12 protein-coding genes, 2 rRNA genes and 2 pseudogenes are annotated in these 21,563 nt (G+C 55.0%); 3 read left to right on the top strand and 13 right to left on the bottom strand.

Annotation, left to right across the window (positions count from 1 at the left end):
• Positions 1-27: 27 nt before the first annotated feature.
• Positions 28-564, top strand: coding sequence for a hypothetical protein (locus tag ACEN8E_RS02890; RefSeq protein WP_495591356.1), 537 nt, complete (start codon positions 28-30; stop codon positions 562-564).
• A 544-nt stretch (positions 565-1,108) separates the two neighbouring features.
• Here ACEN8E_RS02890 and ACEN8E_RS02885 read toward each other — a convergent pair.
• Both ACEN8E_RS02885 and ACEN8E_RS02880 read right to left on the bottom strand, forming a co-directional pair.
• A pseudogene (locus tag ACEN8E_RS02885) lies at positions 1,109-1,714 on the bottom strand (recombinase family protein); the annotation flags it as partial.
• A 150-nt stretch (positions 1,715-1,864) separates the two neighbouring features.
• Positions 1,865-2,245, bottom strand: coding sequence for a hypothetical protein (locus ACEN8E_RS02880; protein ID WP_495591355.1), 381 nt, complete (start codon positions 2,243-2,245; stop codon positions 1,865-1,867).
• 317 nt (positions 2,246-2,562) lie between these two features.
• Here ACEN8E_RS02880 and ACEN8E_RS02875 point away from each other — a divergent pair, with 317 nt between their 5' ends.
• Positions 2,563-2,934, top strand: a complete 372-nt coding sequence (locus ACEN8E_RS02875) for a hypothetical protein (RefSeq protein ID WP_495591354.1) — start codon at positions 2,563-2,565, stop codon at positions 2,932-2,934.
• Positions 2,935-3,841: 907 nt separating this feature from the next.
• Here the strand turns inward: ACEN8E_RS02875 and ACEN8E_RS02870 are convergent.
• The 6 genes from ACEN8E_RS02870 to ACEN8E_RS02845 form a co-directional block, all read right to left on the bottom strand.
• Complete coding sequence (locus ACEN8E_RS02870; RefSeq protein WP_495591353.1) at positions 3,842-4,432, bottom strand: hypothetical protein; 591 nt, start codon at positions 4,430-4,432, stop codon at positions 3,842-3,844.
• 431 nt (positions 4,433-4,863) lie between these two features.
• The gene (locus tag ACEN8E_RS02865; protein ID WP_495591352.1) at positions 4,864-5,337 is read right to left on the bottom strand and encodes a hypothetical protein; all 474 of its coding nucleotides are present in this window, start codon (positions 5,335-5,337) and stop codon (positions 4,864-4,866) included.
• Entirely contained in the window at positions 5,334-5,759 is a 426-nt protein-coding gene (locus ACEN8E_RS02860; protein WP_495591351.1) for a hypothetical protein, read from the bottom strand. Before ACEN8E_RS02860 ends, ACEN8E_RS02865 begins: the two co-directional genes overlap by 4 nt.
• Positions 5,756-5,929: a hypothetical protein gene (locus ACEN8E_RS02855; protein ID WP_495591350.1), complete on the bottom strand. Its 174-nt coding sequence runs from the start codon at positions 5,927-5,929 to the stop codon at positions 5,756-5,758. The genes ACEN8E_RS02860 and ACEN8E_RS02855 overlap by 4 nt, the downstream gene beginning before the upstream one ends.
• A 166-nt stretch (positions 5,930-6,095) precedes the next feature.
• On the bottom strand, positions 6,096-6,362 hold the full coding sequence (locus ACEN8E_RS02850) for a hypothetical protein (RefSeq protein WP_495591349.1): 267 nt from the start codon (positions 6,360-6,362) through the stop codon (positions 6,096-6,098).
• A gap of 831 nt (positions 6,363-7,193) precedes the next feature.
• Positions 7,194-8,576, bottom strand: coding sequence for a tyrosine-type recombinase/integrase (locus tag ACEN8E_RS02845; RefSeq protein WP_495591348.1), 1,383 nt, complete (start codon positions 8,574-8,576; stop codon positions 7,194-7,196).
• 43 nt (positions 8,577-8,619) lie between these two features.
• Between ACEN8E_RS02845 and ACEN8E_RS02840 the strand changes: the two are divergent.
• Positions 8,620-8,757, top strand: a pseudogene (locus ACEN8E_RS02840) (LysR family transcriptional regulator); the annotation flags it as partial.
• A 23-nt stretch (positions 8,758-8,780) separates the two neighbouring features.
• On the opposite strand, the gene recD reads toward ACEN8E_RS02840, so the two are convergent.
• From recD to ACEN8E_RS02815, 5 genes are all read right to left on the bottom strand, one after another.
• On the bottom strand, positions 8,781-10,877 hold the full coding sequence (recD, locus tag ACEN8E_RS02835; protein ID WP_495591347.1) for an exodeoxyribonuclease V subunit alpha: 2,097 nt from the start codon (positions 10,875-10,877) through the stop codon (positions 8,781-8,783).
• The gene (recB, locus tag ACEN8E_RS02830; RefSeq protein WP_495591346.1) at positions 10,874-14,563 is read right to left on the bottom strand and encodes an exodeoxyribonuclease V subunit beta; all 3,690 of its coding nucleotides are present in this window, start codon (positions 14,561-14,563) and stop codon (positions 10,874-10,876) included. The genes recD and recB overlap by 4 nt, the downstream gene beginning before the upstream one ends.
• Positions 14,563-18,012 carry an exodeoxyribonuclease V subunit gamma gene (gene recC, locus ACEN8E_RS02825; RefSeq protein WP_495591345.1) on the bottom strand — a complete coding sequence of 1,150 codons (3,450 nt, stop codon included), beginning with the start codon at positions 18,010-18,012 and terminating at the stop codon, positions 14,563-14,565. The genes recB and recC overlap by 1 nt, the downstream gene beginning before the upstream one ends.
• Before the next feature lie 221 nt (positions 18,013-18,233).
• Positions 18,234-18,349, bottom strand: a 5S ribosomal RNA gene (gene rrf / locus ACEN8E_RS02820).
• A gap of 158 nt (positions 18,350-18,507) precedes the next feature.
• Positions 18,508-21,399: ribosomal RNA gene (locus tag ACEN8E_RS02815) — 23S ribosomal RNA — on the bottom strand.
• Positions 21,400-21,563: the final 164 nt, after the last annotated feature.

Genomic DNA, 21,563 nt, shown 5'->3' with positions numbered 1-21,563 from the left:
TGACAATGCAAAAAGCCTGAGGGATCTATGGCAAGAGAGCTATTCGCAGAGGACATTGAAGAGAAGGTTAGTCTATTCCATAGGGCCTTCGATCGCCCGGCTGATCTTTTGACGGCAGTACTTCGCGGTCACATGATGGTCGAAGAAAGGCTGCACGATGTCATTTCTGCCGGGGTGGCCAGCTATGTCCGCCCCTACGACGAAAACGATATATTCAGCTTCGGTACTGCAGCAAAGCTTGCCCAAGCACTTGTTGGGTCGGCCGCTGATTCTGATTTATGGAAGGCAGTTAAATCGTTGAACGCCTTCCGCAACGCGATCGGACACCGTTATGAACCAAAACGGCTTGATGGCCTCCTCGCAAAGTTCTTCAAAGACACGGAGTCTACGGCGTCCGGTGTATTCAAGAATCGCGATATCGCGTATCTGCACAGCGGAGAGTCCGAAGAAACTCACGCCATTGTTGTACGAGTGCGTTGTATGGCGCTGTGGTCCGTCCTGGGTATCCATGCTGATAGTCTCGCGAAAGACTTAAATGATGCACTGTTGTCTCGAAGGCAGTAATAAGTGCCCGCAACACTGTGAGAACAGCCCTAGTACGTCTGGCAGCTTTCCGGCCGTTCTCTGTCGGTCGTAAGCCACTTTCCAAATCCGCTGCTACCCAAACTTTTCAAAATCGACACTTGCCCTAGATCGAATATCGCCTGTGAATCCGTAGCGGAATATCAAGGGGTCATTTCTGGAAATGAGGCTATCCCAGGTCTGTGTGGGTCGGTCCTTAACGCCATTCCCGTGCCAACTCGCTGTCAGCGGCAAGAATCGGCGAATATCACAGCACGAAAAAGCCGCCCGTGGGCGGCCTAGAGTCACGCTAGCAGAGAATCACACGCCTCAAGCTGCGATGTCGTCAGTTGGCGATACCTGCTGTTTATTCTTCAAGCGCTTGCCCGGCTCTATGCAGTGCGTCTTTCGCGTCCGTCCAGGGTTTATAGTCAGCCTCCGTAGGCCAAGGCCCATTAGGGCGACGGGATTGCTCGATCTTGTGATTAAGCTGTTCCTCTTCCTTCTCAAACGCTTCATGGGCTTCGTCGAAAGCTTTCAGCTGTGCTGCCCTGACCTTCTGCACTGTCGTCGTGCTGCACTCCAGCAGGCTTGCTACTTTGCGGACACTCTTACCGTCAGCCAGCAGTTCACTGATACGGTCACGTAGTTTGGTATCCACTGGACGCCCCTTGTACGCACCATCGGCCTTGGCCTGCTGGATACCCTCAGCCTGACGACGGCGGCGGTCCTCGTAGTCCTTGCGTGCGACTACAGCCAGGATATCGAGCAGCATTCCGTTTACAGCCGCAATCATGCCCTTAGTGAAATCGTCCATTCCCTCCGTGGGCTTCAGGACTGCGTGGCTGGTGCTTAGGTCAATGGAAACTACCGTCACCTTCTTGGTCGCGATCTTGGACTTCAACACTGCCCAGTCGTCCTGGGCGAGCCTGGACAATCGATCTACACCCTCAATCAGCAAAACATCACCTTCGTGGCTGTCATCCAGCAGGCGAAACAGCTGGGGCCGTTCGAGTTGTGCGCCACTCACGTTCTCGACGTAGAAGGCTGCGATTTTATGCCCACTCTCGCTAGCAAAGTCGATCAACGCCTGTTTTGCACGGGTTGCATCTTGTTCAGTTGTGGAGGCTCGCAGGTACGCACGGACAAACATGAACACACCTCGTTGTGTTAGTTAGGGTGTGTCATATATTGCTGTGTCACGTAGGGTTTGTAAAGGCATTTTGTGACACAGGAAAAGATGCGATTCTGCTCACTTTTTGTACAGGCTCTTTGTGGTGTGTCAGGCATACCCAAAACGGTACTACCAGCCGAATGTCTTGAAGTAGGTCAGAACACACAGAACAAACGTGATGAGCACCCCAACACTTCCAATGAACGAATACCAGAAGCCCCAACGTTTCCAGAATGGGCGAACTACTGCTGTCTCTACTCCGTCACGACTCTCCCGCACTGCTTCGGGGGCACTGGCAAGGGCTTGCTGCCCTGTCATGGTTAACCGCATATCAAGAAGGCCAAACCCATCGTCAGCGGAGGCGTTCGCCCCATCAATCAACCCTGCCTCATACAGCAACCGGTAATCGCTAACATCAGTGGTCGGGGACTCTTGGCACCAGCCCACCTTACCGGCTGCGATGTCTTCGAGGGCTTGGAGTTGTGTCGTAGTGAGCGTGAGCGCGTTCATGGCAGCATCCAGCGAGGGTATTGATTACCGAAGGTTTACCGGGTACTTGTCCTGCTCAAATTTGAGTATTGCAGCTGCAATGTGAATATCTAGTGCAAAAAAGCCAATCTGAGAGCACTTGACGCGAAAAGCTTAACCCCCCGCTGACACAACCCCTTATGGAATGCAGGCTGTAGCCATGGGCACCCTCTTCGCCCCAGGTCAACACAGTGATGGCCTAGGGGTTTCCCTGAGTTAACCGAGGGTTTTCCGGATGTTTCCGTGAAGCACTGGCTAGACTCACACGGCACAGCCATTACACAAATGGGATAATGCGTATGAACGGATGGCAGCGGTTATGGGCAGTGGCTAGTCTGATTCTGGCGATCCTGATCGGCTGGTATACGTACCTGATCCTGCCCACCGAGGCGAGACTCACGTACAGCCATGAGTCAAGGATCGGACAGTTGACACGCTACCTGAATGACTCAATAGCCTCCGACTACCAGAGCGACTACATCACCACTCTTCGGGAAGACATTCGAAAAGAGAATGAAGACTTCCCGAAAGAACTTGCAGAAGCACCCAAGAAAAGAAAGGAGTATGTAACTACTACGTTTGGCATCTGGCTAGGGCTGAGTGTGGGGCTGTACATCGCTGGGTGGCTAGTTGGATGGATATACCGAGGCTTTCGCCCTAAGAAGGCTTAACCACTTTCCATCGCCAGTGTGGTGGGCATGGTGAATACCCTGTAGCTGTATTGCTACGGCTGATTGTGATGAACAACATCAGTACTGGGTACTTCCCAGTTTTCTTCTCAGATTTCAACCGTATTGCACTCAGCCGAAAGATATTACGGAGAAAGTGACGGGTGTGGTTAACAGAGTATCGACCAAGGTCAGGTATAATCAGTGTTTCAGCAGTGTTGGTGTATAGATTTGGGTGTTGTGACACCACGATCATTCCTGATTCATCACCTGATTCAATCCTGTTGGAAACGCTGACATCTATCACTGGTGATAACCATGCCATTCTGGTGAAGCATTCCACTGTCGCTTGATTTACAGCTACCATCAAATGACGATGGTGAACCATCAGAAGTGTGTTGATGAGATTATTGGATTCACCGTCAACGGTGGAGGTGAATGTCTGATGTTTGATCTACTTCGTTACTCTCTCCTGAATGCTCACCAAAATGTATTCTGTGTGTGTTCACACAGGAGCTTGCTGACATCTGATTTACAATCAGGAATGACTCTCTAGAGTTTAGCAACCCTCAATACAAAGACATGTTCGCAAGCTGAACGAAGTGAAGTGCTCTTAGAGAGGAACGGGTGATAAACCCCTCTCGCTTTTGCTTTGTCTTCTGTGAAACAGAATATGCACTCACTGTCGTATACGACAGAATAGTTATTCTCTCTGTATAACACAGAGAATAGTATTCTCTAAGATCATACTCTTTGTTTTGAGGGAGCTTGTCCCTCTTCTCTCTTTACTCTCTCTAAGAAAATACTTAAGGGGTATTCCCCTTAAAGAGAACATCTCTAACACCCTGTCCTTTGGATAATCTCCAAAGAAGAAAGAAGCATCGTTTCGCTTCGCTTACTCTTTCCGACGTTAATTCGACCGGCGAAAATCACGGAGGGCTTGTCCATAGCCGTAGTAGTCACCTCGTCGATAAAGCTCAAGTATCTCATCGGGTACTCGTTTGAGAGGGCGATATGTCTCGATCCTCGTGGTGTAGTAAGACTGACTAACCTCAAGCTCAGCATCAGCACTGAGGCGATCGAGAGTTTTGGGCTGGCTACGCTCGAGGTATTTGATAATTCCGTCCGCTACGAAGCGGGCTGCCTGAATAACTCTTTCCGATTGACGTTTTTCATACCCGAGTTTTTGTAGCGGCTCTGTTTCAAAAGTGGGCAGCCAGAGAGCAGCACGCACGTCCTTCATCGAAACATTAGAAACATTCCGAGACTGTCCTACTGCGGTGAGGGTGCTACCAAACAGAATATCATCAAGCCACGCTGGTCTTTTTTTCTCTGCCAACAGAGAAGGGAGAATCACAGACACTGGATTAACTGTCACGGTACGTGGACGGCCGCGCTTTCGCTTGAGATTTTGATCGTGGCTTATGCAGGCGTCGTTTGCTGCGACTAGGGGCGTATTGAGCGAGTTGGTCAATGAGTGGGCTATAGCTTGTTGCTGCATAGGTTTTCTCCTTAATTATGTTTTATTTCATAGGCAATTCCTCACGGTAGCTGCCGGATGGGGTGGATAAATCACAGGCGCACAAACTCCCGCATGATGCACTAAGCCGGGATCGACTAATGATCACATCGAGGTTTGAGCGTGTCTGTTTGAGCGGCGGATTATACAGGGCTTCATACCGATCGTCAACAAAAGCTTGACAAGCATGACTTTTCTAGAAACATTTTTTGACCGTTGCTATGGGAACCTCAATGAACGCTTGGAGGAAGCCGCAGTGGTAAATCTCAGCAAACAAAAGCCCCACACAGACTAGGTAATCTGTCGGGGCCATGGGTGGGGTGGGTTGCATGAGGAACGGCCTCAGAAACGATTGTGGGAGCTTCTGGCGTGTGTCGCTTGCTGCGTGTGTCGCTGGGTCAACCTGTACGGACTTACTCAGGCACTACCACGTGCTCACCGAAAACATCACTGACTTCTTTTTGCACCTCAGCGAGTAGTTTTGCTCTTTTATCTGCAATCTTTTTCTGTTCTGCCAGTTCTGCTTTTTCCAGCAACTGCTGGGTGAGTAGCTCACGGTACTCTGTAAGTTCTGCTTGTAGTTCAGCAATGTATTCCTGCTTTACACGTTCGCTAATTACTTCTAGCTCAACCAACTGAACCGACAACGGCTTAACCATGTGTGCATGGTATGACATAGGTGCACAGCTAATTGGATACTTGTTAGTCAGTTCATATCCTTCACCACTCATCTTGATTACCTTGGCGAGAAACTCAAATGCAATATCACCATGCACCATGGTGCAGCACTGATCCGTGTTTCTATACATGTTGTGAAAACCCTGCTGACGTTGTTCCAATTCAGCTTGGTCGAACTTGCGTGGTGTACCTTTGATGATAATGGTCATTTCATTTTCCTCTGTTTAATTAATGCGACCATCTTGGTCACTATCGTTGTTTTGTATTGTTCATCATTCAACAGCTTTGGCTTGCTGGTTTCATTCTCGGCAGTTACCTTGTCTACCTTGGTGATAGGTTTGCCGCCGGGAATACTGGCGAGTTGTTTATTAACCTCGGCAACTTGCTCAGCGATGCGCTTAGTCAATTGCTCTGATTGCAGCTTTTCTTGATTTACTTGCAACGGTGTTTGACGTTTCAGGTCAGGCTTGTTCAGCATTGCTTGTACATGTTCTCTCGCTTGTTCACGCACAAGTGCCTGTGCTTTTAGAGTCGCTGTCATTGCTTCTTTCTTTGCTGCCAATTTTGCGATCTCGTTAGCCTGCTTCAATTGTCGTGCAATCTCACGTTCAAGCTGGTCAACATTACTCATAGCAATTCCCCTTGTGCTTCATGGAGAGCTTGAATCCCGTATTCAGTTACCAGACGATCCAGTTGTACACTTGCACGACGACTTTCATCATGATCGCCCAGGGCGATAGTGGATAAGTAATGTTTCAATTGCAGCACAGCTAAGTGCCGCTCTAATAGTGGAGTGTTCATTGTTGTTGATCCTTTTGGTTTGTTTGTATTGAAACTAGGCTGACATACGCCTGATTTGGCATATTCAACCCTTGATTTACGTGACTTACAGAGGCTTAAAAGTGGCAACCTATAGGGTAGCCTAGGGTGGCAGATATTTAGGGCTGTAAACGCCTTATAGAGGCTCTCAGCGATAACGAGTGGTAACAAGCTCGACCTTACTTTGTTTACCCTTGCTGACTTGATCGTGAAAGCTTGGAGAGCTAGCCATAAGCTCACCGATTGACACTTGGACACCTTTCGCAATTGCTTTCTTATGAAGTTTATAGAAGTGATTTAGTACGATGATTGAGGCTTCATGAAAGCTGTGATCATTGTCCGGTGTTGGTGGTGTTGAACTGGTTATTACTTTCAGAATGAGTTGTGATGGCTTGTGTAAAACTATGTAATTCAAGATTCTATTCCTTTATTGTATGGTTGTACCCTCTGACTTGTGGTTAAAGTGTGTGGGACTAAATGGGTTGCTAGGTATTACGGAGCTTTCTTTGCAAGCTGAATCTTCTTATTAACTTGGCTTAACATTGTCTGAACGCAATGTACTGGGTTGGTATAACCAGCGTGATTCATGATCATGTTGAGTTGCCGTACAGCTTCCACGTTGAGCTTAATTACCATTGTGAAGCCTCCATAGTTTGTACCAGTTGATCGTGGGCATATTGGTTGATGGTTACACCAGCAGATTCGGAAGCCTTCTTAATCAATGCGTAGTTAGTAAGGTTGAACAGGATGGACACTGGTAACATTGTGATTCTTGATTGTCTCCAAGCTGACATCCTGCATTTGTTTGAACAGGTTGTTGCATGTGCCCGTTTGTTAACTAGTGGTGAATTGCAAGCGCGGCAGAATTTCATAGGATTACCTCTGATTGATAGATAGTTAGGATGTGTTCAAAGTGTTTACAGCGAATAAAACAAAGCTCGCAACCGTTTGATGTTACGAGCCATGCTCTTTAGAGGATTGGTGTGAAGGATAACAAACTTACAAGCTAAAGAAGGAAGGACAATAGATTGTAATGCTCCGTAGTGCGACAAGTCACAAGAGGTTTGTTATCAACTTCACATAAGAGCATTGTATCACGAATCGTTCTCAATTGCAATACCGTATCAGTTGTTTTGAACACTTACGTCAACTATTTTTAAAAGTCAAAGTGCAATAGCTGTATTGCTTTCACCTTCTGCTCAAATGAACAACCTTTTCTGTAGACGGCCAAAGGCAACGTGAGTTGTTAACAATGTGAGTGCATTGGACACAGTAGCGTGTTCAACATTCTCGCAATGACCTCAACAGGAACCCCGGCCCCATATGTATCAAAGGTAACAGTGCCCGAGGCATGCCCCATGACAGCCTGAGCGTGGGTTGTAGGAACACCCTTAACCTGCATAAGAGTGGCTAACGAGTGACGCAGTGAGTGGAACACTAAGCCGGGACCGTAGGAGTCACCAAGAGCATCAGGAATTGCTTGTCGGTTTGCCCAATCACCCGCTGTCTTGTAGCCAATCTGTGCAAGCTTCACAGAATGTGATGGCTCGCCTTGGTCGGCGTTGCTGGAAACTATTTCGACATACCGTAGAAATGCTGCAAGGTCGAATCCGTAGGCACCATCAGTCAAGGGGACCAGTCGCTCACTGCGCTTGTTCTTAATGGACTTCCCGTCTCCAACCTCATTGATGTGGATGACGGTGATACCTGATTCAAGGGTTTGGATGTCACTTGCCGTTAACTGTGAAATTTCATTCAGGCGTCCACCAGTGATCGCCCCGAGGCTCAGCAGCCATCGCTTCCATGAGGTCTCAGGCAGCGTGTTGGAGTAAGCCACAAGCTTACCTACCTGTTCCTGTGTGAACGCCTTACGGTTCGATTCAAGACCCTTTGTGAGCTTCAGTTTCTTGTCGTAAGACTTGGATATGTGCCCATTTTCAACTGACCATGCGAGGACTGCTGACAGCTTAATGAGCAGCTTGTTGACCGTTGAAGGCATACGACCACCTGAAAGACGATCACGCAAAGCCACGAGGTCGGCCCGTGAGTGCGTCCGCATGTCCAGCTCACCTAGAGCCGCAGATATTGTCCCGTGGCAAAGCTTCGTTTCCTTCAGGGTCGAAGGCTTTTGGTCTTGCCCACGGTCGGCCAAGTAGAGAGCTGAAAGGGCTTCAAAGGTCATTGCAGGTGACAATACGGAAAGAGACACCGGGACGTTCTCTACTGACTGCACGTGTCGCCTAGGATCGCCCACCAACACTGGGTGGCTATCATGCAATCCGCCCCACACTTGCGAAACATTTTCATCACTTCCAGCCCCGAACAGCTCCGCCGAGATAACACGGAAATGCTCCTTCAGTTCGCTCCACAACGCCTGTGGATGATCCAAATGGAATGCCTGAATAGATGATGATAGATGCTGTGAGGCGTCCATAGCCCGCCTGCGGTCAGTAGTCTTCAGGGAAACAGACACGGTGCGGGCCACGCTGCCAGTTTCGCGAAGACGCAGATAGTAGATGCCATTACGCCTGTAGTGGTAAGGCTTCGTTAGTCGAGTTTTCGGCCTCAAAGGTAGAGCCGGATTTGTGACAGCACTTGTGACAGGACAACGATCTGCAAGGATGCTCATGGCGGTTAGCCCCTGTATTCATTGGGTTAACCTGCATTCCTTGAAGTTCTGGATGTACTGCCGCGAAGACCTGCGCAAGCTCAAGCGGATCACCTTGTTGTGGGACTACATCCGCGAGGTGACCGAACGCAATCAGGGCCTGCTGATGGGTGACAGTCGGGAGATGTTGTTCGCCGACTGATGGGCTCGCGGTTGCAAGCGCTGTCAGTCGCGATCCTCCTTGAGCTCCAGCATCAGCCCGCTCAAGCGTTTGACCCTGCGTTTCACCGCCTCTTCAAACACGCCCGCACGCGACTCGATCAAGGTGAACCAGTCCTTGGCCCGGGTAATGCCGGTGTAGATCAGTTCCTTGGTGAGTACCGGATTCAAGGCGTCGGGCAGAATCAACGCGGTATGCGCGAACTCCGAGCCCTGGGATTTATGCACGGTCATGGCGTACACGGTTTCGACATCATTCAGACGGCTTGGCAGGACGAACCGCACGCCACCCTGGCCATCGTTTCGCGGGAACGCCACCCGCAGAACCTGCCTTCCAGTCTCATGGCCCTCCTGCTCCGGGAGCTTGAGGGCGATGCCGATATCGCCGTTCATCAAACCCAGCCCGTAATCGTTGCGCGTCATCAGTACGGGGCGACCTTCGTACCACTGCTGGTCACTGTCGATCAGCCGCGCCCTGAGCAAGGCCTCCGTCACTCGCAGGTTCAGGCCTTCCACACCCCACGGGCCCTTGCGCACGGCACATAACAACTGGAACGCATCGAAGGCCTGCAACACTTGTCGAGCCCAATCAATCCAGCGCGAATCCTCCAGCGGGCTGTCGAGTGGCGGCCGCTGATTGCGCAGCACGCTCAGGTAATGTCGATAACCCTGCGGGCCCTCACCATGGCCGTCGAGAAGCAAGCGCTCCAGGGCGCGGTCCTGCTCCCCCTTGAGGGACAAGCAATACACATCGTCATGGCTGCGCGCAGACAATAACCTGCGTGCTTCTTCGGGTTGCTGCTGGTTGACCCAACGAGCCAGTTGACCAATACCGCTGCCCTCGCCGAATCGCCGGGAATGGCGCAGCATCACCACCTGTTGGGCCAATGGATGAGCGCCCTGCGTGTCTTCCTGCAATCCGCTGGCCTGCAAGCTTTCGCCGCTGACGGCCTCCAGCCACTGGCGTGTCTGCGGGCTGTACCAGCCAGCCTCGGCGTCGCGACACAGATCCCCCAGCACCGCACCGGCTTCTACCGAAGCCAACTGATCCTTGTCACCCAACAGCACAAGGCGCGCATGGGCGGGCAAGGCGTCGAGCAGATTGGCCATCATTTCCAGGTCGATCATCGAGGCCTCGTCCACCACCAACACATCCAGCGGCAGGCGATTGCCCGCGTGGTGCCGAAAATGACGAGTCCCGGGTCGGCTGCCGAGCAGACGGTGAACGGTGGTGACGTCGGACGGAATCTTGTCTCGTATGTCTTGCGTGACCTTCAAGGTCCGCACTTGCTGGCTGATGGATTCTGTCAGACGCGCCGCGGCCTTGCCGGTAGGTGCGGCGAGGCGGATGCGCAGGGGCTTGCCGGCCTCGACCGCCGGCGCCTGGAGCAACGCCAGCAAACGCACGACGGTGGTGGTCTTGCCGGTTCCCGGTCCCCCCGTCACGATGCTGAAGGCGCTACGGGTAGCCAGTGCGCAGGCAAGCTTCTGCCAGTCGATCACCTCACCGGGCCGGGCCGGGCCAAACAATCCGCTGAGGCGCTGGAGCAAGTCGTTCGGCGTGGATTCGTGTTCCGTCAGGCGCTCGCGCAACGAGAGGTCGATCCGTCGTTCGTAGGCCCAATAGCGGCGCAGGTACAAGCGTTTGCCCGATAACACCAAAGGCCGTTCGCGCACGTGGTCACGACTGTCGACAGCCAGTGCGACCAGGTCGCTGGCGGCCAGCACCTTGCACCAATGGGCCCCGTCCAGCGACCCCAGCAATTGCGACGGCAACAGCATTGCGCCTTGCACGTCACCTTCGGGTGGCAGTGACAGGGCGAAGTCAGGTTCTTTCAGCGTCTCGAACAGGTCAAGGCAGACATGCCCGTGGCCCAACTGGTGGCTGGTCAGCGCGGCGGCCAGCAACACCAGTGGATCATCATTCGGGGCCAGCTCATGCAGAAACGCCACAAAGGCTTTGTCCAGTGCTCGCAACCAGCCTCGCTCGACCCAACGTGTGAGCAACAACAGCAAGTCGTCGGCACGACTCAGCGGCGCCATTTCGGCCAGGCTTTCGGCGGCCAGCGATGTGGGCAGCAAATCGGCGAATGTGCGGTTCATAGCAGTACTCCCTGTTCCCAGGCGGGCTCGGCCTTGGGTTCCGGCTTGCCCTGGAACAGTCTGTCCAGACGCTCGATCAGTTCTCTTGGCGGACGGGCAAAAAACACGCCCTGGCTGGCCGCTCGCGTACCACGCAAAAACAGGTACAACGCACCGCCGACATGCCGGTCGTAGTCGTAGTCGACGAGACGCGCCTTGAGCTGGCGATGCAGGGCCAGCAGGTACAACACGTATTGCAGGTCGTAACGGTTGTCGAGAATCGACTGTTCCATGGCCTGCTGCGTGTAGGCCGCATCATCGGCGCCAAGCCAGTTGGATTTGTAGTCGGCAACGTAGTAGCGGCCGTTGTGCTCGAACGTCAGGTCGATGAAGCCCTTGAACATGCCATTGAGCAACACCGGTTCGGCCGCCACCCGGGCCACACCGTTATGGGTGTATTGGCACACCAGCGCGTCGAGCTTGAGCACATCGACCTTATGGCTGGCGAACCAGAACTCCATCTCGACCTGGTACTGCGTCAATTGCCCGAATATCACCGGGGCCTGACCGGCGCCCAGTTCCAGAGGCAACTTGAGCAGATGCTGCAGCCAGTCACTGAGCGTGGTGATCCAGCCCTCCCAGCCTCGACGATTGCAGCGCCGGGCAATGGCGTCGTACACATCTTGCGGCGCCACAGCAAAACCCTCACCTCCCGCCCATTCGAGCAGACCATGGAGGAAGGTGCCGGGGTTCGGGCCGCGCGGGAAGCGATGGATATCGGCACCACCGGCCACCACTTCCCTGGGGGCCTGCGGGTCGAGGCGCTCGTCATCGAACAGTTTTTGCGCCTGCGGGCTCTCCGGCGCCTCGTCCGTGCCGACGCTCAGGGTGTCGCCAATGCGCAATGCGCTGTAGGAAGCGATCCACCAGTTTTCACTGGCCTTGCGTTTCGGGATCAGCGGAGCCAGCAGCGCCGCTTCGTTTTGTGGTGGCTGGTAATGCACGGTTGTCGCTTCAGGCATCTGGGCATAAGCCAGCGCCGGGCAGTCCTGTTGCAGGTCCCGCAACCAAAGCTGCAATGCCGGGGAATCCGCCAAAGGCGCACCGCCACCCAACAGGTAACCCAATGCCGACAGATGCAGCACCGAGCCATTGTTGTTGCCGCGCTTGAGGTCAGCCACCCCCAGCCAGCAGGCATGTTGCGCCCGGGTCAGGGCGACGTAGAGCAAGCGCAGATCCTCGGCCAGGCGCTCATCATCAGCCAGGGCAATCAATTCGGCGGTCGGCTTCAACGAGACATGGGCATTGCCGGATTCATCGTGGTAGTGCAACGGCAGGCGGCTGCCGTCCACCGGTTTCGCCGAACAAATGAACGGCAGGAACACCAACGGGTATTCCAGGCCTTTGGACTTGTGGATCGTCACGACCTTGACCAATTGTTCATCGCTTTCCAGACGCAGGATCTGCTCTTCGCCAGCCTGCCCGGACAGCGCCAGATGCTCGGACAAATGCCGGATCAATGCTTGCTCGCCATCGAGTTCGGCAGCCGCCTGTTGCAGCAATTCGGACAGGTGCAGCAGATTCGTCAGTACCCGCTCGCCGTCACTGCGTGCGATCAACGCCTGGGGCAGGCGGAAGTCGTGCAGCAAGCGCCGCAGCATCGGCAATACGCCCTGCTTGCGCCAGACTTCGCGATAGCCACGGAACTGCATGACCCGGGATTCCCAGGCCAACTCGTCCTGATTCAGCCGCTCCAGTTCAGTCAACGAAAGGTTCAAGGTGATGCTGGCCAACGCCGCCCGCAGCGGGCGCTCGACATCCGGCTCGGCGCAGGCCTTGAGCCAGGTCAGCACGTCATGTGCCTCCTGAGCGGCGAACACCGAGTCCTTGTCCGACAGGTAAACACTGCGCACGCCCCGTGCGGACAATTCGCCACGAACCGCCTGCGCTTCCTTGCCATCGCGCACCAGGATGGCGATGTCCGCCGGCAGCAGGCCCCTGAAGGCTTTGCCGTCCTGGGTGAACCCCGCTTGCCCCTGTTGCCCGCCATTGAGCAACGCCGTAATTTCACTGGCGCAGGCAGCCGCCAGATGTTGCCGGTACACCGCACCGGACAACGGTTGTTCTGCCGCCAGGTGCCAGATGTTCAAGGCAGGGACTGCCTGATCGTTTATGCGCAGGGCTTCTTTGCGGCCCTGTGAGGCAACCGGCGTGAACGGAACCGGGTTATCGCCATTCCTCTCCCGGAAGAGGAAAGCCCCGCGCCCTGACTCCCGGGCTTCGGCACGCTCGAACACATGGTTCACCGCGTTGACCATGCCATGGCTTGAGCGAAAGTTGGTGCCCAGGGTGTGCAGGCGGCCGGTGGTGGCCTGCCGGGCGCGCAGGTAGGTATGGATGTCGGCGCCGCGAAAAGCGTAGATCGCCTGTTTCGGGTCGCCAATCAGAAACAGACCGCACTCGGGGCTGTTCTCTTCAATCCGGTAGATGCTCTCGAAGATCCGGTATTGCACAGGGTCCGTATCCTGGAACTCATCGATCAGCGCGACCGGAAACTGCTCGCGAATCAGGGTTGCCAGTCGCTCGCCACCATCGGACTGCAAGGCCGCATCGAGGCGCAGCAACATGTCGTCGAAACCCATTTCCGCACGACGGCGTTTCTCTTCCTCGAATCGTGCCCCGACCCAGCGGGCGGCGTGTTGCAGTACGGCGGCATCGGGGGTTGGCAGCCCATCGAGACTGGCCTTGAGGCCGGCCATCGCATCGAGCCCCGGATGTCGAGGGGCTTCGCCTTTCCAGGCTTCGGCCATGCCATCAGGGGTCAGGCGCGTGAAGCCGGTGCCGATATCCAGTTGCTCAAGGGATTCATCTTCGGCCCAGGCCTTGATCTTTTCGAACCAGGGCTCGAAATAGCGGGCCTGCATCTTGCGACCGTCGACCGCCTTGCTGGCAACGCCCTGGTGACAGATGGCAAGCAACTCGTCCGCCCACTGGAGCCAGGGCTGCTTGAGTTCGATCAGGGCAACCCGGCGTTCTTGCAGGCATTGCGAAATCACCTCGGCAGGCTCTTTCCCTTGCAGCGTATCCCGTTCGCTGGCGAACAGCGCACGAATCCGCGGCAGCAACGCCGCCGGGCCGCCCCAATTGCTGCGCACCCAATTGAGCGCGTCACCTTGCATCGGGTAACAGAACAGCCGCCAGTAATCACGCAGGACTTCCCCCAGCAAGTCGCTGTGGTCGGTTTCCAGGGTCTGGGTAAACAGGCTGCCGCTGTCGAATGCGTGCTCGCGCAACATGCGCTGGCACCAACTGTGGATGGTCGAAACCGCCGCCTCGTCCATCCACTGGGCGGCGATATCCAGGCGGTTTGCGCAGCCTGGCCATTGCTCGGGCAAGTACTGGCCACGCAACTCGGCAATCAGGCTGTCGGGGGCAGGCGTTTCATCGCGGAAAAAGCGTGCGGCCTCGGCGAGCCGCGTGCGAATGCGTTCACGCAATTCTTTGGTCGCGGCGTCGGTGAAGGTCACGACGAGGATTTGCGGCGGCAGCAACTCTCGGCCGAACCCCGAATCTTCGTCACCATGGCCAAGGACCAGACGCAGGTACAGCGCGGAAATGGTGAACGTCTTGCCGGTGCCGGCGCTGGCTTCGATCAGTTGGCTTCCACGCAGCGGGAACGCCAGGGCCAGCGGTGTCTTCGTGCTCATCAGCGCGACTCCTCGCTGGACAGTGAACGCCAAGGGGCTTCAAGAAGCGGGCGATAGAGTGCATCACACCATTGGGGGAATGTCTCATCGGCGGTCAAGGCGGCGTAATCGGCGAATTGGCGGGCGAGCGCCGGGCTTTCGCGCCGCTCTCCGTCCGTTGTTTGCCCATCGCCTTCATAGGCTTTGCGCGCAGCGGCCTCGGCCTTGACCGGGTCGGTTTGCCCCAGCCACGCAAAGGCGGTCTTGACCGCGATCGGCAGAGGCTGGCGCATACCCGACTGCCAGGCCAGCAACAGGTCGCCGAGAGTTTTCTGCGCTGTGGCCCCGTCCAGCGGAGCGAGCAGCAGGCTGTCGTCGCTGGCCACCAGTGCGGTGGTCAGTGCCATGCCACTGGCACAAGCGATCAGATGATTGACCCACGGGCGTATCAGGCGATGCCATTTGCGCGACTTGATCGAGCCGATACTGTTGGGGATCGTAGTGATAGACAGCAAACCACCATCAGCACGCTGATGCAGACCGCTGAGCCAGCCCTCGATGTGCAGGCCTTGCAGCTCAAGACTGACGGGCAACGCGCTACCAAGCGGTGTTGGCCACAAAGCCAGGAGCTGCTGGTGGCGTTGCAGCAAGTCAGGTAATGGCTCGATCAATTCACGTTGCAGGCACTCACCGAATCCGGCCATGGGCAGCAACCCGCTGTTTTGCAGGCGCTTCGCTTGGTCTTCCAGTGCCTGCCCGGCATTTCCCGGATCTGCCAGCCCCGCTTCGAGCAACCGGTCGCTGAGGCTGTAACGCTGCAACGCGTCCAGGACAAAAGGCTCTTCATCGGCCAACGGCACTTCTGCCGCCTCGAAGAAGACCTTCAGTCGCTGGCTGAAAAAGTGCCGTACCGGATTGCGCAGGAAATCCTGCAGTTGACCGAGACTGAGTGGCTCGTCCTGAACGTGCGCCTCGAGCACTTCGGCACTTGCCTGATGCTCTGAGGCTTGATGAAGGACCTGCCATTCGGTGGCGTAGCTGAACGAGTCATCGCCTTCGTGAAAGTAGCGCGCACTGAAGGGCTGCAACGGGTGTTCCCGGGTCATGCCTTCAATCAGATCCTTGTCGCTTTGCGCCAATCGCCAACCGCTGGCCAAGTGGTCACGCAACTGGCCGATCAGCACCGAAGCGGGCCTCTCGCTGTTATCGCGGATGCTCCGTCCCACCCAGCTGATGTAGAGCTGGTCCCGTGCCGACAACAAGGCTTCCAGTAGCAGGTAGCGGTCATCTTCGCGCCGGGAACGATCGCCGGGACGGTAATCACTGCCCATCAGGTCGAAATCCAGCGGCGGTTGCGCACGGGGATAATCGCCGTCGTTCATACCCAACAGGCAGACCAGTCGGAACGGGATAGCGCGCATGGGCATCAAGGTGCAGAAATTGACCGCACCGGCCAGGAAGCGTTGAGACAATCGGCCCTGATCCAGACCTGCGAGCCAGGCTTCACGGACAACAGTCAGCGGCAACTCGTCGTGCAATCCGACGGACTCGCAGGTCTCGAGCCAGGTCTCGCGCAGCTCTTCGAGCTGAGCCAGCAAGTAGTCATCGTGTTCGTTGCTGGCAAGGAAGAACAACTGCACCAACGCCTGCAAGCGCAAGCCCCATTGCCGCGGCGCCGCCGGTTGAGAGAGTTCGTGGTGAGCCACTTCAAGCGCGTCCAGCAGCGCAACCAGCGGGCCTATGAGCACGGCGTCCAGGCCACCGATTTCGTCGTAGGGCTCGATACCCTCAAAAGCATCGGCGCTGCCAACGGCATAACCGAGCAACATCCGGCGCAAGCCGAAACGCCAGCTGTTTTGCTCCAGCTCATTCGGCAGCCCGAGCCCGGCACGTTGCTCGGCATTCATGCCCCAGCGAATGCCGGCACCTTCGATCCAGCGGTGCAGCGTCGGCAGGTCACGCTCCTCGACACCGAAGCGAGCGCGCAGTGCCGGGACGTCCAGCAGATCGAGAATCTCACTGACGGGGAATCGGCTGTCAGGCAGCTTGAGCAGGTGCTCGACAGCAATCAGCAGCGGGTCGCGACCACGCTGGCCCTGGTCTGCCAGGGTAAACGGAATGAAGCGCGGATCCTGGCGGTCAAGCTGACCAAACACCGCCCGAATGTGCGGGGCATAGCTGTCGATGTCCGGGACCATCACGATGATATCCCGGGGCCGCAATTGCGGGTCGGCGCTGAAGCGTGCGAGCAGTTGGTCGTGGAGGATCTCGACTTCTCGCTGGGCGCTATGGGCAATGTGAAAACGGATCGATTCGTCCTGCAGCAGATCGATAGCCGGCCAAAGCTCCCGGGTCTCGATGAGGGGACGCAACTCGAGGATGTCATCCTGCAACTGGTTAAGCATGTTCAGCGGCTGACCGTCACTGAACAGGTCGATGCGCCCGTCGCGGAATGCCGAGCGATAGCTGTTGGGATCGTCATGACTGTCGAGCAGGTTGATGTAGTCCCGTCCCTGCTTGCCCCAGGCAGCCAGCAGCGGGTGAGCATGCTGGTGCAGGGTTTGCGGATCGATCACTACCGGCATCCCGCTTTTGCGGGCCTGACGTTTGTATTGATGCCGCAACAGGTCTTTATCGGCGACGATGTCCGCCCAATGATGACGACACGGGTTGTGTACGCACAGCAGGACCTGGCTGAAGCGTGCCAATCCCGCCAACGCTTCCAGGGCTTGGGCTGGCAGCGAAGAAATCCCGAAAACGATCACACGCGAGGGTAATCCCTTGGGGGCGACTTCGAGATTGTTGATACGCTCGACAAAACGCTGATGGACACCGGCACGGCTTTGCGCCATGCCTTCTTCTCCCACATCCAGCAAGAGTGCGCGCCATAGCTCTGCCTGCCAGCAATTGGCCGGCGTCAGGGGTTTGGCTTCGCCCCTGGCGTTTCTTGTTTGATGTCGACCTTCTGCCCAGTCTTCGAGCCAGTCAGCCCGATAGACCTGGTACTGGTCGAACAGATCCGCCAGACGCTCGGCCAATTGATAGCGTTTGCGCAGATCGGTGTCATGGGTCAGGAAACGCTGCAGTGGCTCGAAGTGCGGTTGGTTGATCAACTGTGGCAGCAGGCGCATCAAGCGCCAGGTCAGCGGGGCTTTATCGAGCAGGGACTTGGCCGGAATCTCATCGCGGCCAAGGACCATGCGATAGAGCTGCCACATGAAACTACCGGGCAACTGCACGTCGATGGCGGCGGCGATGCCACAGCCGCCCATGTCGTCATCCTCGGAGTCTTCCGCCAGTGCCAGCTTCAGCCATTGGGCAATGCCGTTGCTTTGCACCAACGCGATTTCATTCTCCAGGGGAGCCAGCGGGTAGCGCCGCATCCAGCTGACCACCAGGCTGCGCAACTCGTCCAGGCGATTGCCGTGAACCACCATAAAACCAGCACTGAGGGACGTCGCGTCCGGCATAAAGGCTTCCTTGGAAAGCGCAAAATCGAGGGACGACTTTAGCATTGAAGACGATTGGCTTCATTGTAGGAGCGAGCTGGCTCGCGATGGACGTTAACGATGACGCGGGAAACCTGACGCCCCGCAGCGCTCTCGGGTTTTTCGCGAGCGGGCTCGCTCCTACAGGGGCGCCAAAAACAAAACCCCTACCTGCGTACGCAGATAGGGGTTTCAGAATTTAATCTTGACGATGACCTACTCTCACATGGGGAAACCCCACACTACCATCGGCGATGCATCGTTTCACTGCTGAGTTCGGGATGGGATCAGGTGGTTCCAACGCTCTATGGTCGTCAAGAAATTCGGGTACCGAGTCGTGGCCGGCTGGCCGCGCTTCAGCAAATTGGGTATGTGATGGAAATCGGTGTTTTGTGAGCGTCGAACTTTCGGTTCTTGCGTCTTCACACACCGCAATCTGATGCTTCTTTCGAAGTAGTCAAATTGCTTGGGTGTTATATGGTCAAGCCTCACGGGCAATTAGTATTGGTTAGCTCAACGCCTCACAGCGCTTACACACCCAACCTATCAACGTCGTAGTCTTCGACGGCCCTTCAGGGGACTCAAGGTCCCAGTGAGATCTCATCTTGAGGCAAGTTTCCCGCTTAGATGCTTTCAGCGGTTATCTTTTCCGAACATAGCTACCCGGCAATGCCACTGGCGTGACAACCGGAACACCAGAGGTTCGTCCACTCCGGTCCTCTCGTACTAGGAGCAGCCCCTCTCAAATCTCAAACGTCCACGGCAGATAGGGACCGAACTGTCTCACGACGTTCTAAACCCAGCTCGCGTACCACTTTAAATGGCGAACAGCCATACCCTTGGGACCGGCTTCAGCCCCAGGATGTGATGAGCCGACATCGAGGTGCCAAACACCGCCGTCGATATGAACTCTTGGGCGGTATCAGCCTGTTATCCCCGGAGTACCTTTTATCCGTTGAGCGATGGCCCTTCCATACAGAACCACCGGATCACTAAGACCTACTTTCGTACCTGCTCGACGTGTCTGTCTCGCAGTCAAGCGCGCTTTTGCCTTTATACTCTACGACCGATTTCCGACCGGTCTGAGCGCACCTTCGTACTCCTCCGTTACTCTTTAGGAGGAGACCGCCCCAGTCAAACTACCCACCATACACTGTCCTCGATCCGGATAACGGACCTGAGTTAGAACCTCAAAGTTGCCAGGGTGGTATTTCAAGGATGGCTCCACGCGAACTGGCGTCCACGCTTCAAAGCCTCCCACCTATCCTACACAAGCAAATTCAAAGTCCAGTGCAAAGCTATAGTAAAGGTTCACGGGGTCTTTCCGTCTAGCCGCGGATACACTGCATCTTCACAGCGATTTCAATTTCACTGAGTCTCGGGTGGAGACAGCGCCGCCATCGTTACGCCATTCGTGCAGGTCGGAACTTACCCGACAAGGAATTTCGCTACCTTAGGACCGTTATAGTTACGGCCGCCGTTTACCGGGGCTTCGATCAAGAGCTTCGCGTTAGCTAACCCCATCAATTAACCTTCCGGCACCGGGCAGGCGTCACACCCTATACGTCCACTTTCGTGTTTGCAGAGTGCTGTGTTTTTAATAAACAGTCGCAGCGGCCTGGTATCTTCGACCGGCGTGGGCTTACGCAGTAAATGCTTCACCCTCACCGGCGCACCTTCTCCCGAAGTTACGGTGCCATTTTGCCTAGTTCCTTCACCCGAGTTCTCTCAAGCGCCTTGGTATTCTCTACCCAACCACCTGTGTCGGTTTGGGGTACGGTTCCTGGTTACCTGAAGCTTAGAAGCTTTTCTTGGAAGCATGGCATCAACCACTTCGTCACCCAAAGGGTAACTCGTCATCAGCTCTCGGCCTTAAGATCCCGGATTTACCTAAGATCTCAGCCTACCACCTTAAACTTGGACAACCAACGCCAAGCTGGCCTAGCCTTCTCCGTCCCTCCATCGCAATAACCAGAAGTACAGGAATATTAACCTGTTTTCCATCGACTACGCTTTTCAGCCTCGCCTTAGGGACCGACTAACCCTGCGTCGATTAACGTTGCGCAGGAAACCTTGGTCTTTCGGCGTGGGTGTTTTTCACACCCATTGTCGTTACTCATGTCAGCATTCGCACTTCTGATACCTCCAGCAAGCTTCTCAACTCACCTTCACAGGCTTACAGAACGCTCCTCTACCGCATCACTTACGTGATACCCGTAGCTTCGGTGTATGGTTTGAGCCCCGTTACATCTTCCGCGCAGGCCGACTCGACTAGTGAGCTATTACGCTTTCTTTAAAGGGTGGCTGCTTCTAAGCCAACCTCCTAGCTGTCTAAGCCTTCCCACATCGTTTCCCACTTAACCATAACTTTGGGACCTTAGCTGACGGTCTGGGTTGTTTCCCTTTTCACGACGGACGTTAGCACCCGCCGTGTGTCTCCCATGCTCGGCACTTGTAGGTATTCGGAGTTTGCATCGGTTTGGTAAGTCGGGATGACCCCCTAGCCGAAACAGTGCTCTACCCCCTACAGTGATACATGAGGCGCTACCTAAATAGCTTTCGAGGAGAACCAGCTATCTCCGAGCTTGATTAGCCTTTCACTCCGATCCACAGGTCATCCGCTAACTTTTCAACGGTAGTCGGTTCGGTCCTCCAGTCAGTGTTACCTAACCTTCAACCTGCCCATGGATAGATCGCCCGGTTTCGGGTCTATTCCCAGCGACTAGACGCCCTATTAAGACTCGCTTTCGCTACGCCTCCCCTATTCGGTTAAGCTCGCCACTGAAAATAAGTCGCTGACCCATTATACAAAAGGTACGCAGTCACCCAACAAAGTGGGCTCCCACTGCTTGTACGCATACGGTTTCAGGATCTATTTCACTCCCCTCTCCGGGGTTCTTTTCGCCTTTCCCTCACGGTACTAGTTCACTATCGGTCAGTCAGTAGTATTTAGCCTTGGAGGATGGTCCCCCCATATTCAGACAAAGTTTCTCGTGCTCCGTCCTACTCGATTTCATGACTAAGAGATTTTCGCGTACAGGGCTATCACCCACTATGGCCGCACTTTCCAGAGCGTTCCGCTAATCTCAAAGCCACTTAAGGGCTAGTCCCCGTTCGCTCGCCACTACTAAGGGAATCTCGGTTGATTTCTTTTCCTCAGGGTACTTAGATGTTTCAGTTCCCCTGGTTCGCCTCTTGCACCTATGTATTCAGTACAAGATAACCATCTTATGATGGCTGGGTTCCCCCATTCAGACATCTCCGGATCAAAGTCTGTTTGCCGACTCCCCGAAGCTTTTCGCAGGCTACCACGTCTTTCATCGCCTCTGACTGCCAAGGCATCCACCGTATGCGCTTCTTCACTTGACCATATAACCCCAAGCAATCTGGTTATACTATGAAGACGACATTCGCCGAAAATTCGAATTTCTCAATTAAGAGAACTCACAAATTTTACCTTAGCCTGATCCGTTACCAGTGAAAGTAACGTTCAGTCTATCTTTCTATCACATACCCAAATTTTTAAAGAACGA

It is taken from the genome of Pseudomonas sp. Pseusp9 (assembly GCF_059491265.1).
The sequence above is the reverse complement of the archived record's forward strand: the minus strand, read 5'-3'. Positions and strand labels throughout refer to the sequence as shown.